The sequence below is a fragment of the Pseudomonas sp. PDM27 genome (genome assembly GCF_019219205.1).
In the GTDB taxonomy this organism is placed as follows: domain Bacteria; phylum Pseudomonadota; class Gammaproteobacteria; order Pseudomonadales; family Pseudomonadaceae; genus Aquipseudomonas; species Aquipseudomonas laurylsulfatiphila.
In genome coordinates, this window is sequence record NZ_JAHUWF010000003.1 from 447270 (window position 1) to 460356 (window position 13087).

The 13087-nt window shown below is 60.9% G+C and carries 14 protein-coding genes; 5 read left to right on the forward strand and 9 right to left on the reverse strand.

Features of this window, described 5'->3' with window-relative positions; genetic code table 11:
- Positions 1–25 precede the first annotated feature (25 nt).
- The 3 genes from alr to dadA all read right to left on the reverse strand — a co-directional run bounded on the left by alr (position 26) and on the right by dadA (position 2828).
- Complete coding sequence (gene alr / locus KW838_RS09915; RefSeq protein WP_218500998.1) at positions 26–1099, reverse strand: alanine racemase; 1074 nt, start codon at positions 1097–1099, stop codon at positions 26–28.
- Between the two features lie 99 nt (positions 1100–1198).
- Positions 1199–1552 (reverse strand): RidA family protein, encoded by a 354-nt coding sequence (locus tag KW838_RS09920; RefSeq protein ID WP_007975152.1) that lies wholly within the window; start codon positions 1550–1552, stop codon positions 1199–1201.
- Complete coding sequence (gene dadA / locus KW838_RS09925) at positions 1524–2828, reverse strand: D-amino acid dehydrogenase (protein WP_007975154.1); 1305 nt, start codon at positions 2826–2828, stop codon at positions 1524–1526. The genes KW838_RS09920 and dadA overlap by 29 nt, the downstream gene beginning before the upstream one ends.
- 157 nt (positions 2829–2985) lie before the next feature.
- On the opposite strand from dadA, the gene KW838_RS09930 reads away from it, so the two are divergent.
- Positions 2986–3474 carry an Lrp/AsnC ligand binding domain-containing protein gene (locus tag KW838_RS09930; RefSeq protein WP_007975155.1) on the forward strand — a complete coding sequence of 163 codons (489 nt, stop codon included), beginning with the start codon at positions 2986–2988 and terminating at the stop codon, positions 3472–3474.
- 70 nt (positions 3475–3544) lie between these two features.
- Here the strand turns inward: KW838_RS09930 and KW838_RS09935 are convergent, their stop codons facing one another.
- Positions 3545–3898, reverse strand: coding sequence for a YkgJ family cysteine cluster protein (locus tag KW838_RS09935; RefSeq protein ID WP_007975156.1), 354 nt, complete (start codon positions 3896–3898; stop codon positions 3545–3547).
- A 147-nt stretch (positions 3899–4045) separates the two neighbouring features.
- On the opposite strand from KW838_RS09935, the gene KW838_RS09940 reads away from it, so the two are divergent.
- Positions 4046–5353, forward strand: a complete 1308-nt coding sequence (locus KW838_RS09940) for an FAD-binding oxidoreductase (protein WP_218500999.1) — start codon at positions 4046–4048, stop codon at positions 5351–5353.
- Positions 5354–5496: 143 nt separating this feature from the next.
- On the opposite strand, the gene KW838_RS09945 is transcribed toward KW838_RS09940, so the two are convergent.
- Positions 5497–5742, reverse strand: a complete 246-nt coding sequence (locus KW838_RS09945) for a DUF1127 domain-containing protein (RefSeq protein WP_218501000.1) — start codon at positions 5740–5742, stop codon at positions 5497–5499.
- Positions 5743–5921: 179 nt separating this feature from the next.
- Between KW838_RS09945 and KW838_RS09950 the strand changes: the two genes are divergently transcribed.
- The gene (locus KW838_RS09950; RefSeq protein ID WP_218501001.1) at positions 5922–7355 is read left to right on the forward strand and encodes a PLP-dependent aminotransferase family protein; all 1434 of its coding nucleotides are present in this window, start codon (positions 5922–5924) and stop codon (positions 7353–7355) included.
- A 60-nt stretch (positions 7356–7415) separates the two neighbouring features.
- The gene (locus KW838_RS09955; protein ID WP_218501002.1) at positions 7416–8990 is read left to right on the forward strand and encodes a phospholipase D family protein; all 1575 of its coding nucleotides are present in this window, start codon (positions 7416–7418) and stop codon (positions 8988–8990) included.
- Between the two features lie 63 nt (positions 8991–9053).
- Here KW838_RS09955 and KW838_RS09960 read toward each other — a convergent pair whose 3' ends face one another.
- Positions 9054–10196, reverse strand: coding sequence for an MFS transporter (locus KW838_RS09960; RefSeq protein ID WP_102673749.1), 1143 nt, complete (start codon positions 10194–10196; stop codon positions 9054–9056).
- A 192-nt stretch (positions 10197–10388) separates the two neighbouring features.
- Complete coding sequence (locus KW838_RS09965; protein ID WP_218501003.1) at positions 10389–11882, reverse strand: aldehyde dehydrogenase; 1494 nt, start codon at positions 11880–11882, stop codon at positions 10389–10391.
- A gap of 235 nt (positions 11883–12117) precedes the next feature.
- On the opposite strand from KW838_RS09965, the gene KW838_RS09970 reads away from it, so the two are divergent.
- Positions 12118–12480 (forward strand): cupin domain-containing protein, encoded by a 363-nt coding sequence (locus KW838_RS09970; RefSeq protein ID WP_102700096.1) that lies wholly within the window; start codon positions 12118–12120, stop codon positions 12478–12480.
- A 188-nt stretch (positions 12481–12668) separates the two neighbouring features.
- Here the strand turns inward: KW838_RS09970 and rpmG are convergent, their stop codons facing one another.
- Positions 12669–12824 (reverse strand): 50S ribosomal protein L33, encoded by a 156-nt coding sequence (rpmG, locus tag KW838_RS09975; protein ID WP_003177274.1) that lies wholly within the window; start codon positions 12822–12824, stop codon positions 12669–12671.
- Positions 12825–12835: 11 nt separating this feature from the next.
- Complete coding sequence (gene rpmB / locus KW838_RS09980) at positions 12836–13069, reverse strand: 50S ribosomal protein L28 (RefSeq protein WP_007975166.1); 234 nt, start codon at positions 13067–13069, stop codon at positions 12836–12838.
- Positions 13070–13087 lie beyond the last annotated feature (18 nt).

A 13087-nucleotide genomic window follows, 5' to 3' on the forward strand; every position in this document is an offset into this window, starting at 1 on the left:
GACTTCCGGTCTGGAGCCTTGCGCACTAAGCCCCGGAATAGAGCAGTGGCACCCGGCGCAGGTTGCAGAAAATCTGGTACGGAATCGTACCAGCGGCCATGGCCACGTCGCTGGCGAGGATGTTTTTGCCCCACAATTCGACGGTCGAACCGAGACCGGCCTGCGGCACATCGGTCAGGTCGATGCAGAGCATGTCCATCGACACCCGGCCGATCAACTGGCTGCGCTGCCCGGCAACCAGCACGGGGGTGCCTGTCGGTGCCAGACGCGGGTAGCCGTCGGCGTACCCCATGGCCACCACACCAATGCGCATCGGTTTGGGCGTTATGAACCTGGCGCCGTAACCGACTGGCTCGCCAGCCGGCAGTTCGCGGACACTGATGACTTTCGACTCAAGGGTCATCACGGGTTGCAGGCGTGATGCCACTTCATTGGCCTCTTCGAACGGCGTGGCGCCATAGAGCATGATGCCGGGACGTACCCAATCGCTCGGAATCTGCGGCCAACCAAGCACCGCCGGCGAGTTGCGCAGGCTGACCTCGGCGGACAAGCCCTTGCGCGCCGCTTCAAATACCGCCACCTGATCGGCACTGGCCTGTTCGTGCAGTTCATCGGCACGCGCAAAGTGGCTCATCAGCACTATCTTCGCGACCTTGCCGCTGGCCAGCAGCCGTTGATAGGCCGCCTGATAATCCGCCGGGTGCAGCCCCACGCGGTGCATGCCCGAATCGAGCTTCAGCCACACGGTGATCGGCTTGCTCAACGCCGCTTTCTCGATGGCTTCGAGTTGCCACAGCGAATGCACCACGCACCAGAAATCATGCTCGACGATCAGCGCCAGCTCATCGGCTTCAAAAAAACCTTCCAGCAGCAGGACCGGCGCACGAATGCCCGCCGCCCGCAGCTCCAGCGCCTCTTCGATGCAGGCCACGGCAAACCCGTCCGCCTCGGCTTCCAGCGCCTGGGCGCAACGCACCGCGCCATGGCCATAGGCATCGGCCTTGATCACCGCGAGGGCTTTGGCCCCCGTGAGCTCACGGGCGATTCGGTAGTTGTTGCGCAGGGCTTGAAGGTCGATCAGGGCACGGGCAGGACGCATGGCGGCACACTTCTGGTCGGGTTATCGGGAAGAAAAACCGGTGCTGGCTGACAGCGTGAACCACCAACAGCACCGGGAGAGGGATCTTTTCTGACAGGCTTATGGCAGAGCGGCTACAACCGACAGCTCGACCAGGATTTCCGGTTCACACAATTTCGCTTCAACGGTGGCACGGGCCGGGGCGACGCCTTTTGGCAGCCAGTTGTCCCACACCGCGTTCATGCCTTCGAAGTGCGCATCGATGTCTTTCAGGTAAATCGTCACCGACAGCAGGTTGTGCTTGTCGGTGCCGGCCAGATCGAGCAAACGCTCGATGTTGGCGAGGGTTTCACGGGTCTGCTGTTCAATCCCGGCGTTCATGTCGTCGCCTACCTGTCCGGCCAGGTAAACCGTGCCGTTATGGGTGACGATCTGACTCATGCGCTCATTGGTGAGCTGGCGCTGGACTGACATGCTTTGCAGACTCCTGGGTTTTGTTGCCGTAACGGGAAATATCGAGGCCTTCGGCGCTGATCTGCGGCTTTTTCTTCGCCATCAGGTCGGCCAGCAAACGGCCGGAGCCACAGGCCATGGTCCAGCCGAGCGTGCCGTGACCGGTGTTCAGGAACAGGTTCTTGAACGGGGTGGCGCCAACGATCGGGGTGCCGTCCGGAGTAGTCGGACGCAGACCGGTCCAGAAGCTGGCCTGGGCCAGATCGCCGCCCTGAGGATAAAGATCGTTGACGATCATCTCCAGGGTTTCGCGGCGACGCGGGTTCAGCGACAAGTCAAAACCGGCAATCTCGGCCATGCCGCCGACGCGGATGCGGTTGTCGAAACGGGTGATCGCGACCTTGTAGGTCTCGTCGAGAATGGTCGAGGTCGGGGCCATCGCCGAGTTGGTGATCGGCACAGTCAGGGAGTAGCCCTTGAGCGGGTACACCGGCGCCTTGATCCCCAGCGGCTTGAGCAGTTGTGGCGAGTAGCTGCCCAGGGCCAGTACGTAGCGGTCGGCGGTTTCCAGCTTGCCGTCGATCCATACGCCGTTGATGCGGTCACCGGCGAAGTCCAGACGCTGAATGTCCTGGCCGAAACGGAATTGCACACCGAGGTTCGCGGCCATTTCTGCGAGCTTGGTGGTGAACATCTGGCAGTCGCCAGTCTGGTCGTTCGGCAGGCGCAGGGCACCGGCGAGGATGTCCGTCACGCTGGCCAGCGCCGGCTCAACGCGGGCGATGCCTTCGCGGTCGAGCAATTCGAACGGCACACCGGACTCTTTCAGCACGGCGATGTCTTTCGCGGCGCCGTCCAGTTGAGCCTGGGTGCGGAACAGTTGGGTGGTGCCGAGGCTGCGGCCTTCGTAGGCGATGCCGGTTTCGGCGCGTAGTTCATCGAGGCAGTCACGGCTGTACTCGGACAGACGGACCATGCGCTCCTTGTTCACCGCATAACGGCTGGCGGTGCAGTTGCGCAGCATCTGTGCCATCCACAGGTACTGGTCGATGTCGGCAGTGGCCTTGATTGCCAGGGGCGCGTGGCGCTGCAACAGCCACTTGATGGCCTTGAGCGGCACACCCGGTGCGGCCCACGGCGAGGCATAACCGGGCGAGACCTGCCCGGCGTTGGCGAAACTGGTCTCCATGGCAGCAGCCGGCTGCCGGTCGACGACCACCACTTCAAACCCGGCACGGGCCAGATAATAAGCACTGGTGGTACCGATGACGCCGCTGCCCAAGACCATGACGCGCATTTTCATATCCCTCATCGCGGCTAACCGCTGACGTTTGTTGTTCAGAGCTTTAGATGCGCGCAGTGTAAAAAAGATTTGCCAGTGCTTTTCACTATATAAGTGCCTATATTTGGCGACAATTCTCGGCAAAAACCCTTTTCACGGAGGCGCATCCCCTATGCGTACCAACACTCAGACCAAACGTGAGCTGGACAAGATCGACCGCAACATCCTGCGGATCCTGCAAGCGGACGGGCGGATTTCCTTTACCGAGCTTGGGGAAAAGGTCGGGCTCTCGACCACGCCCTGTACTGAGCGGGTCCGGCGTCTGGAGCGCGAGGGGATCATCATGGGCTACAACGCCAGGCTGAATCCGCAACACCTGAAGGGTAGTCTGCTGGTGTTCGTCGAGATCAGCCTGGATTACAAATCCGGCGATACGTTCGAAGAGTTCCGACGTGCGGTGCTGAAATTGCCCCATGTGCTGGAGTGTCATCTGGTGTCAGGGGATTTCGACTACCTGGTGAAGGCGCGGATTTCCGAGATGGCCTCGTACCGCAAATTGCTGGGCGACATCCTGCTCAAGCTGCCCCATGTGCGGGAATCCAAGAGCTATATCGTGATGGAAGAGGTGAAGGAGAGTTTGACTCTGCCGATTCCGGATTGAGGAACAAAAGATCAAAAGATCGCAGCCTTCGGCAGCTCCTACATAGGAGCGCGTGGCCCGCTGCGATCCTTTAAACCAGCACCTGCCGGGTACTGGCCATATACTCGAACACCTGCTTCTCCACCCGCGGATGAATCAACTCCACCGGCCCGCGCCCATTGGGGCACGGCAAGGTCTTGGTGGTACCGAACAACCGGCAGATCAGCGGCCGTTCGTCATACACCGTGCAGCCATTGGGCCCCAGATGCACACAGTTGAGCTCTTCCATGGCGGCATCCTGTTCGGCGCGCGTCTTGCGCGGCAGGCGCGACATTTCTTCCGGCGAGGTGGTCACCGGCCCGCAGCAGTCATGGCAGCCGGGCACGCACTCGAACGAGGGAATCTGTTGGCGCAATGTGCGGATTGTCTGACTGTTGCAGCTCATTGGAGCGGTGACCCAAAGCGGAATAGAGCGCGATTCTGACGCAAAAGCCGCGATCCAGACAGCACCACCCGACCAATGTTGCCCGTCCGGGAAGGTCCGGCTTATGCTCCGTCAAATTTTCTAAACGCAAGAATCAGGAACACGCACATGACCCCCCGTGCTCAACAGCCTGCTCTGAACCACGCCGCGTCCTACTACGCCGCCACCTGCCTGCCGCAGCCCGAACTTCCGGTGCTCAAAGGCGAAGTGCTGGCCGATGTCTGTGTGGTGGGCGGCGGGTTTTCGGGGGTGAACACGGCACTTGAGTTGGCCGAACGCGGGCTCAGCGTGGTGTTGCTTGAAGCCCACAGAATCGGGTGGGGCGCCAGTGGACGCAATGGCGGGCAGCTGATTCGTGGCGTCGGCCACGGCCTCGATCAATTCGCCAACGTCATCGGTGCCGAAGGCGTACGGCAAATGAAACTCATGGGCCTGGAAGCCGTGGAAATCGTCCGGCAACGGGTCGAGCAGTTCCAGATCCCCTGCGACCTGACCTGGGGTTACTGCGACCTCGCCAACAAGCCCCGCGACCTTGAAGGGTTCGCCGAGGATGCCGAAGAACTGCGCAGCCTCGGATATCGCTACGAGACCCGCTTGTTGCAAGCCAATGAGATGCACACGGTGGTCGGCTCCACACGGTACGTCGGCGGCCTGATCGATATGGGCTCGGGGCACCTGCACCCACTGAACCTGGTTTTGGGTGAAGCGGCGGCGGCGCAACAACTGGGGGTCCGACTGTTCGAACGGTCGGCCGTGACCCGCATCGACTATGGCCCCGAGGTCAAGGTCCATACCGCCGAGGGCTCGGTGCGCGCCAAAACCCTGGTGCTGGGTTGCAACGCCTACCTCAACAACCTCAACCCGGAACTCAGCGGTAAAGTCCTGCCCGCCGGCAGCTACATCATCGCCACCGAACCACTGAGCGAGGAGCAGGCCCACGCCCTGCTGCCGCAAAACATGGCGGTCTGTGACCAACGGGTGGCGCTGGACTACTACCGGCTCTCGGCAGACCGGCGCCTGCTGTTTGGCGGCGCTTGCCATTACTCCGGCCGCGACCCGAAAGACATCGCCGCGTATATGCGTCCGAAAATGCTCGAGGTTTTCCCGCAGTTGAGCGCAGTGAAGATCGATTACCAATGGGGCGGCATGATCGGCATCGGCGCCAACCGCCTGCCGCAGATCGGCCGGCTCAAGGAACAGCCGAATGTGTATTACGCCCAGGCCTATTCCGGTCATGGCGTGAATGCCACGCACCTGGCCGGCAAGCTGCTGGCCGAAGCCATCAGCGGCCAGCACAGCCGCGGCTTCGATCTGTTCGCCCGGGTGCCGCACATCACCTTCCCCGGCGGCAAGCATTTGCGCTCGCCGTTACTGGCGCTGGGGATGTTGTGGCATCGGCTTAAAGAGTTGGTCTGAAGGATTGGCGGTGTCTGTGCCGACGTTATCGCGAGCAAGCTCGCTCCCACAGGGAATGATGGTGTTCACAAGAATTGTGTTCACCGCCGGTCCTTGTGGGAGCGAGCTTGCTCGCGATGAGGCCCTGAAGAACACTGCAACATTCAGATCCGCCAGAAAGGCTTCAGTCCCTCCTCCCGCGCCTGCTCCCGCGTCAGCCCGATGTCCTTGAGCTGGTCGGGGGTCAGCGCCAGCAACGCCTTGCGCGTGTGCAGCCGACGCCAGAACTGGTCCCAACGACTCAGGCCGGACGACGCAGTGTGCATGCCCGCCTCCCGCGCGCCGTTGTTCTGCCCTGTCGCCAGTTCCTGACTGTGTAACGTCAGCCGCACATCGCTCAAACCGTTCATCTTGGATGCTCCTGTTTACTTGGGTAGCCAGAGGTTCCATGATGCGCGGGCGGGTAAAAGCATTACAGATTCAAAGCGGCTGTATTAACTCCATACAGTTTTGCCGATTCCGCCACTGAATCCCGATTTTTCGTCTGATCTGTACTGGTTGACCGAATCATCCCTATCGAGGCTGCACCATGACCCTTTACGTCAACCTGGCCGAATTGCTCGGCACGCGTATCGAGCAGGGCTTCTATCGCCCCGGTGACCGGCTGCCCTCGGTACGGGCGCTGAGCGTCGAGCACGGCGTCAGCCTGAGCACGGTGCAGCAGGCCTATCGGGTGCTGGAAGACAGCGGGCTGGCCACGCCGCGTCCCAAGTCCGGGTACTTCGTCCCGGCCAGCCGCGAACTGCCGGATTTGCCGGCAGTCGGCCGCCCGGCCCAACGGCCGGTGGACATCTCCCAATGGGATCAGGTGCTGGAGTTGATTCGCGCCGTGCCGCGCAAAGACGTGGTGCAACTGGGCCGCGGTATGCCGGACATCACCAGTCCAACCATGAAGCCACTGTTGCGCGACCTGGCACGGATCAGCCGGCGGCAGGACATGCCCGGTCTGTATTACGACAACATCCACGGCAACCTCGAACTGCGCGAACAGATCGCCCGCCTGATGCTCGATTCCGGCTGCCAGTTGGGCGCCAGCGACCTGGTAGTGACCACCGGTTGCCACGAAGCGCTGTCCACCAGCATTCGGGCGATCTGCGAACCGGGAGACATTGTGGCGGTGGACTCGCCGAGCTTTCACGGTGCGATGCAGACCCTCAAGGGCCTGGGCATGAAGGCCCTGGAAATCCCCACCGATCCACTGACCGGCATCAGCCTCGAAGCGCTGGAACTGGCCCTGGAGCAGTGGCCAATCAAGGTCATACAGTTGACCCCCAACTGCAACAACCCGTTGGGCTACATCATGCCCGAGTCGCGTAAACGCGCGTTGTTGACGCTTGCGCAGCGGTTTGACGTGGCGATCATCGAGGACGATGTGTATGGCGAACTGGCCTACACCTATCCACGTCCGCGTACGATCAAGTCCTTCGATGAGGACGGTCGCGTCCTGTTGTGCAGTTCGTTTTCCAAGTCCCTGGCCCCGGGCCTGCGCATCGGCTGGGTCGCGCCCGGCCGCTATCTGGAACGGGTGCTGCACATGAAATACATCAGCACCGGCTCTACCGCGCCGCAACCGCAGATCGCCATCGCCGAATTTCTCAAGGGCGGCCATTTCGAACCGCATTTGCGGCGGATGCGCACGCAATACCAGCGCAATCGCGACTTGATGATTGATTGGGTAACCCGCTACTTCCCGGCCGGCACCCGCGCCAGTCGCCCGCAAGGCAGCTTCATGCTGTGGGTCGAACTGCCGGAAGGCTTCGACACCCTGAAACTGAATCGCGCCTTGCACGACCAAGGCGTACAGATTGCCGTGGGCAGTATTTTTTCCGCCTCGGGCAAGTACCGCAATTGCCTGCGCATGAACTACGCTGCCAAACCAACACCGCAGATCGAAGACGCGGTTCGCAAGGTCGGTGCGACAGCGATCAAACTCCTGGCGGACACCGATCAGCTCAGCGACTGACTTTTATTGGTGAATCAGCGTCCATATGCCTGACTATGCCGCCAAACGGAACGACCCTACGTGAGAGTCAGACAGCCCCTGCTTGCTCTTGTGCTACTCGCCGCGTTCCTGGGCGGTTGCGCCAGCCTCGACGTACATCGTGTACCGAGCCAGGCGCTGCCGGCTTCAGACTCCGCATTCGGCCGCTCGGTCCAGGCACAGGCCGCGCCTTACAAGGGACAATCGGGCTTCCGCCTGCTATCGGACAGCACCGAGGCCTTCACCGCCCGCGCCGAACTGATCCGCAATGCCCAAAGCAGCCTCGATTTGCAGTATTACATCGTGCACGACGGCATTAGCACGCGCATGTTGATCGAGGAATTGCTCAACGCCGCCGACCGAGGCGTGCGGGTGCGGGTACTGCTTGATGACACGACCAGCGACGGCCTGGACCGCGTCATTGCCACCCTCGCCGCGCACCCGCAGATCCAGATCCGCGTGTTCAATCCGCTGAACCTGGGCCGCAGTACGGGGGTGACACGTACCGCTGGCCGACTGCTCAACCTGTCGCAACAGCATCGACGCATGCATAACAAGTTGTGGCTGGCCGACAGCAGCATGGCCATCGTCGGCGGGCGAAATCTGGGGGATGAGTATTACGATGCCGAGCCCAACATGAATTTCACTGACATCGACTTGCTCGGTGTCGGCCCGGTTGCCGAGCAACTCGGGCACAGTTTCGACCAATACTGGAACAGTGCCCTGAGCAAGCCGATCGACGAATTCCTGTCGAGCAAACCCACCTCCCGCGACCTGGAAAACACCCGCACCCGACTGGAAGAGTCCCTGGCGGAAACCCGCAAACAGAATCATGCGCTCTACCAACACTTGATGACCTTCGCCACCCATCCGCGCCTGGACATCTGGCGCCGCGAACTGATCTGGGCCTGGAACCAGGCATTGTGGGATGCACCGAGCAAGGTACTGGCCAAGGGCGAGCCCGATCCGCAGTTGCTGCTGACCACACAATTGGCGCCTGAACTCGACGGCGTCCGCAAAGAGCTGATCATGATTTCGGCTTATTTCGTGCCTGGCCAACCGGGGCTGGTGTACCTGACCGGGCGCGCCGATGCCGGCGTTTCGGTGCGTTTGCTGACCAATTCACTGGAAGCCACGGACGTTCCCGCGGTTCACGGCGGATACGCACCCTATCGCAGGGCATTGCTGGAACACGGCGTAAAGCTGTACGAATTGCGTCGCCAACCTGGCGAGGAAGGCGGCAGCGGTAGCGGGCCGCATCTGTTTTCCAGCAGCTCCTATCGCGGCTCTGATTCCAGCCTGCACAGCAAGGCGATGATCTTCGACCAGCAGAAATCCTTTATCGGCTCGTTCAATTTCGATCCGCGCTCAGTGCTGTGGAACACCGAGGTCGGCGTGCTGGTGGACAGCCCGGAATTGGCTGCACGGGTCCGCGAACTGGCGCTGCAGGGCATGGCGCCAGCCCTGAGCTATCAAGTGGAGCTGGAGAACGGTCAGATTGTCTGGAGCACAGAGGACGACGGAAAAATGCACACCCTGACCAAGGAGCCAGGGAGCTGGTGGCGCCGTTTCAATGCGTGGCTGAGCAATACGGTTGGGCTGGAGCGGATGTTGTAGCCTCCTCAAAAGGTCGCAACCCTGTAGGAGCTGCCGAAGGCTGCGATCTTTTGATCTTTTGATCTAAGCCGGCTGCACCGCACCAAACGCCCCTTGCCGCGACACCACGATCAACACACCCAAGGCCCCGACCGCCATCAGCAACGGCAACGCATGGCCGCTGATCCACTGGCTGCCGGCGCCCGCCAGCAGCGGCCCGACCAGGCAACCAATGCCCCACAGCTGTGCGATGTGCGCGTTGGCCCGCACCAGCGCATCGTCGCGATAACGCTCGCCGATCAGAATCAGTGACAGGGTGAACAAACCGCCGGCACTGGCACCAAACAAGACCCACAGCGGCCAGATCAGCAGCGTATCGATCAGCATCGGAATTGCCAGGCTCGACACCAGCAAGACGACAGCGCAGCCGGTAAACAACGCCCGGCGCGACAAGCGATCGGCCAACGCACCAATCGGCAATTGCAGCACCGCATCACCGACCACCACCGTACTGACCATCGCCAGGGCGATCTCCGTGGTGAAACCCTGGCGCAGGCAATAGACCGGCAACAGGGTCAGAATCATCGCCTCGAACGCGGCGAACAGCGACACCGCCCAGGCAATCGCCGGCAGGCCACGACAGAAAGCGAGCAAATCACTCAAGGTCACGCTGCTGGCTTCGCTGCTCGGTGCGCCACTGCGGCCCAGCAACAGGAACGGAGCCGCCATCAGCAAACCGACACCTACCCAAAAGCCATAATCGTGTTCGGTACCGAGAAAGCCCAGCAGCACCGGGCCGGCCAGCTGACTCAGCGCATAGCTGCTGCCATACAGCGCCACCAGCCGCCCGCGCCACTCCTCGACCACCAATTGATTGATCCAGCTTTCACCGATGATGAATACGAGGGTCAGGATCACCCCGATCATCAACCGCAGCACCAACCAGACCGGATAACTCGGCAACAGCGCCAGCAATCCGATCGAAACCGCCCCGGCCCACAGGCACAGGCGCATCAGATTGGCGGTACCGAATCGCGCCGCCAGATGGCTGGAGATTTTCGCGCCCAACAGGACGCCGATGGCCGGCATCGCGGCCATGACGCCAATGGCAAACGAGCCATAGCCCCAGCTTTCAAGGCGAAACGACACCAGCGGCATGCTGACGCCCAGGGCCAGGCCGACACTCAGGACAGATGCCAATACGGCGAAATAAGTCGCCCAACGCATGTTCCACGCTCCTGTGGATTGATTTTTACTTCAGGACACACAAAACAAATGTGGGAGCGGGCTTGCTCGCGAAGAGGCCATCACATCCAACATCAATGTTGGCTGATACACCGCCTTCGCGAGCAAGCCCGCTCCCACAAGGGATCTGCGTCGTTCGGGAGGCCTGCTACTGGGCAGGCCTCCCTCACGAGCTTACAACTTGATCCAGGTCGCCTTCAGCTCGGTGTACTTGTCGAACGCATGCAGGGACTTGTCACGACCGTTGCCGGATTGCTTGAAGCCACCGAACGGAGCGGTCATGTCGCCGCCATCGTACTGGTTGACCCACACGCTACCGGCACGCAGTGCGCGGGCGGTGAGGTGAGCCTTGGAAATGTCGGCAGTCCAGACCGCAGCGGCCAGGCCGTACGGCGTGTCGTTGGCGATCGCGATGGCTTCTTCGGCGCTGTCGAATGCGATGACCGACAGTACCGGGCCGAAAATTTCTTCCTGGGCGATTTTCATCGCATTGCTCACGCCGTCGAAAATCGTCGGCTCAACGTAAGTGCCGCCAGTTTCCTGGAGGGTACGCTTGCCACCGGCCACCAGCTTGGCGCCGCCGGCATGGCCGGACTCGATGTAGGACAGCACGGTGTTCATCTGCTGGGTATCGACCAGCGCGCCAACATTGGTCGCCGGATCCAGCGGGTTGCCCGGCTTCCAGGTTTTCAGCGCCTCGATCACCAGCGGCAGGAATTTATCCTTGATCGAACGCTCCACCAGCAGGCGCGAACCGGCGGTGCAGACTTCGCCCTGGTTGAAAGCGATGGCGCCAGCAGCGGCTTCGGCAGCTTCCTGCAGGTTCGGCGCATCGGCGAAGACGATGTTCGGGCTCTTGCCGCCGGCTTCGAGCCAGACGCGCTTCATGTTCGACTCGCCGGAGTAGATCAGCAGTTGCTTGGCGATTTTGGTAGAGCCGGTGAACACCAGGGTGTCGACGTCGTTGTGCAGGGCCAGAGCCTTGCCGACGGTGTGGCCGTAACCTGGCAGCACGTTCAACACGCCTTTCGGAATGCCGGCTTCGACGGCCAGAGCGGCGATGCGAATGGCAGTCAGCGGCGATTTTTCCGACGGTTTGAGGATCACCGAGTTACCGGTGGACAGCGCAGGACCCAGTTTCCAGCACGCCATCATCAGCGGGAAGTTCCACGGCACGATGGCCCCGACCACGCCGACCGGCTCACGGGTCACCAGACCCAATTGATCGTGCGGGGTGGCGGCGACTTCGTCGTAGATCTTGTCGATGGCTTCGCCGCTCCAGCTCAGGGCTTGCGCCGCGCCAGGGACGTCGATGTACAGGGAGTCGCTGATCGGCTTGCCCATGTCCAGGGTTTCAAGCAGCGCCAGCTCTTCGGCGTGCTGTTTGAGCAGGCCGGCGAAACGGATCATGGTGGCTTTGCGCTTGGTCGGCGCCAGGCGCGACCAGACACCGGAATTGAACGTGGCGCGGGCGTTTTCCACGGCGCGCTGGGCATCGGCGGCGTCACAGCTGGCAATCCTGCCCAGCAGACGGCCATCGACCGGGCTGATGCACTCGAAGGTCTCGGCGGAAACGGCGTCGGTGTATTCGCCATTGATATAGGCGCGGCCTTCGATTTTCAGATCGCGGGCACGTTGTTCCCAGTCGGCACGGGTCAGGGTGGTCATGCGAGTGTCCTCCTCTTATTGATACGACACCCGCGTTCTTCGCGGGCGCTGTCAGGAATTCTGCCCGGCCAGCCTGCTTTTCGGCCCAAGGCATCCACCACCCTAAACCAGCCGCACATGAAGTTTCAATATATTTGACATAACGCCGGCAAACGGCCTTGCGATGTTCATTTTAATAAACATAGACTTTGGGCTCATCAACCAACCGCGCCGCAATCACGGGGAGATAACAACAATGAACATCCAGAACGTCGTCGACTTCAGCCAGGCCACCACCGCCGCCGAGCGCTACCGCCCGGACCCGACCAAAGTGCTCAAGGGCGACCCGGAACAAGCGGTGTACAACCACTACAACAGCCCTTGTGGTCAGTTGAATGCGGGTGTGTGGGAAGGTGAAGTCGGACAGTGGACGGTGAATTTCACCGAGCACGAGTACTGTGAGATCCAACAGGGAGTTTCAGTGCTGCGTGACAACGACGGCAATGCCAAGACCCTGCGCGCAGGCGATCGCTTTGTGATCCCGGCAGGTTTTCGCGGCACCTGGGAAGTGCTGGAGCCGTGCCGCAAGATCTACGTGGCATTTGAACAGAAGGCCTGAAGAATATCGCTGTCCGGGTCGACGCTATCGCGAGCAAGCTCGCTCCCACAGGGATCTGTGGTGACCACAAAACCTGTGGGAGCGAGCCTGCTCGCGAAGGGGCCCTGACAGGCACTGCATAATCCACAGACAACAAAAAAGGCCCGTATCTCGCGATACGGGCCTTTTTCGTAAGAGAGAAAAATCAATTACTTGATTTTGCCTTCTTTGTAGATCACGTGCTTGCGAACAACCGGATCATATTTCTTGATCTCGATTTTGTCCGGGGTAGTACGCTTGTTCTTGTCGGTAGTGTAGAAGTGACCAGTACCGGCGCTCGAAATCAAACGAATCAATTCACGCATGATTAGCTCCCTTAAACCTTGCCATCGCGGCGAAGTTCGGCCAGCACGACAGTGATGCCACGCTTGTCGATGATACGCATGCCTTTGGCAGATACGCGCAGACGCACAAAACGTTTCTCTTCTTCAACCCAGAAGCGGTGATGCTGCAGGTTCGGCAGGAAACGACGACGGGTTTTGTTGTTTGCGTGGGAAATGTTATTCCCGGTTACCGGACCCTTACCGGTAACTTGACATACTCTAGACATGCCTCAGCCCTCTAAAAC

Bases quoted from the DNA above. Each gene is read 5' to 3' on its own strand.
- alr (WP_218500998.1), bottom strand. From the start codon at position 1,099: ATGCGTCCTGCCCGTGCCCTGATCGACCTTCAAGCCCTGCGCAACAAC.
- KW838_RS09920 (WP_007975152.1), bottom strand. From the start codon at position 1,552: ATGTCAGTCCAGCGCCAGCTCACCAATGAGCGCATGAGTCAGATCGTC.
- dadA (WP_007975154.1), bottom strand. From the start codon at position 2,828: ATGCGCGTCATGGTCTTGGGCAGCGGCGTCATCGGTACCACCAGTGCT.
- KW838_RS09930 (WP_007975155.1), top strand. From the start codon at position 2,986: ATGCGTACCAACACTCAGACCAAACGTGAGCTGGACAAGATCGACCGC.
- KW838_RS09935 (WP_007975156.1), bottom strand. From the start codon at position 3,898: ATGAGCTGCAACAGTCAGACAATCCGCACATTGCGCCAACAGATTCCC.
- KW838_RS09940 (WP_218500999.1), top strand. From the start codon at position 4,046: ATGACCCCCCGTGCTCAACAGCCTGCTCTGAACCACGCCGCGTCCTAC.
- KW838_RS09945 (WP_218501000.1), bottom strand. From the start codon at position 5,742: ATGAACGGTTTGAGCGATGTGCGGCTGACGTTACACAGTCAGGAACTG.
- KW838_RS09950 (WP_218501001.1), top strand. From the start codon at position 5,922: ATGACCCTTTACGTCAACCTGGCCGAATTGCTCGGCACGCGTATCGAG.
- KW838_RS09960 (WP_102673749.1), bottom strand. From the start codon at position 10,196: ATGCGTTGGGCGACTTATTTCGCCGTATTGGCATCTGTCCTGAGTGTC.
- KW838_RS09965 (WP_218501003.1), bottom strand. From the start codon at position 11,882: ATGACCACCCTGACCCGTGCCGACTGGGAACAACGTGCCCGCGATCTG.
- KW838_RS09970 (WP_102700096.1), top strand. From the start codon at position 12,118: ATGAACATCCAGAACGTCGTCGACTTCAGCCAGGCCACCACCGCCGCC.
- rpmG (WP_003177274.1), bottom strand. From the start codon at position 12,824: ATGCGTGAATTGATTCGTTTGATTTCGAGCGCCGGTACTGGTCACTTC.
- rpmB (WP_007975166.1), bottom strand. From the start codon at position 13,069: ATGTCTAGAGTATGTCAAGTTACCGGTAAGGGTCCGGTAACCGGGAAT.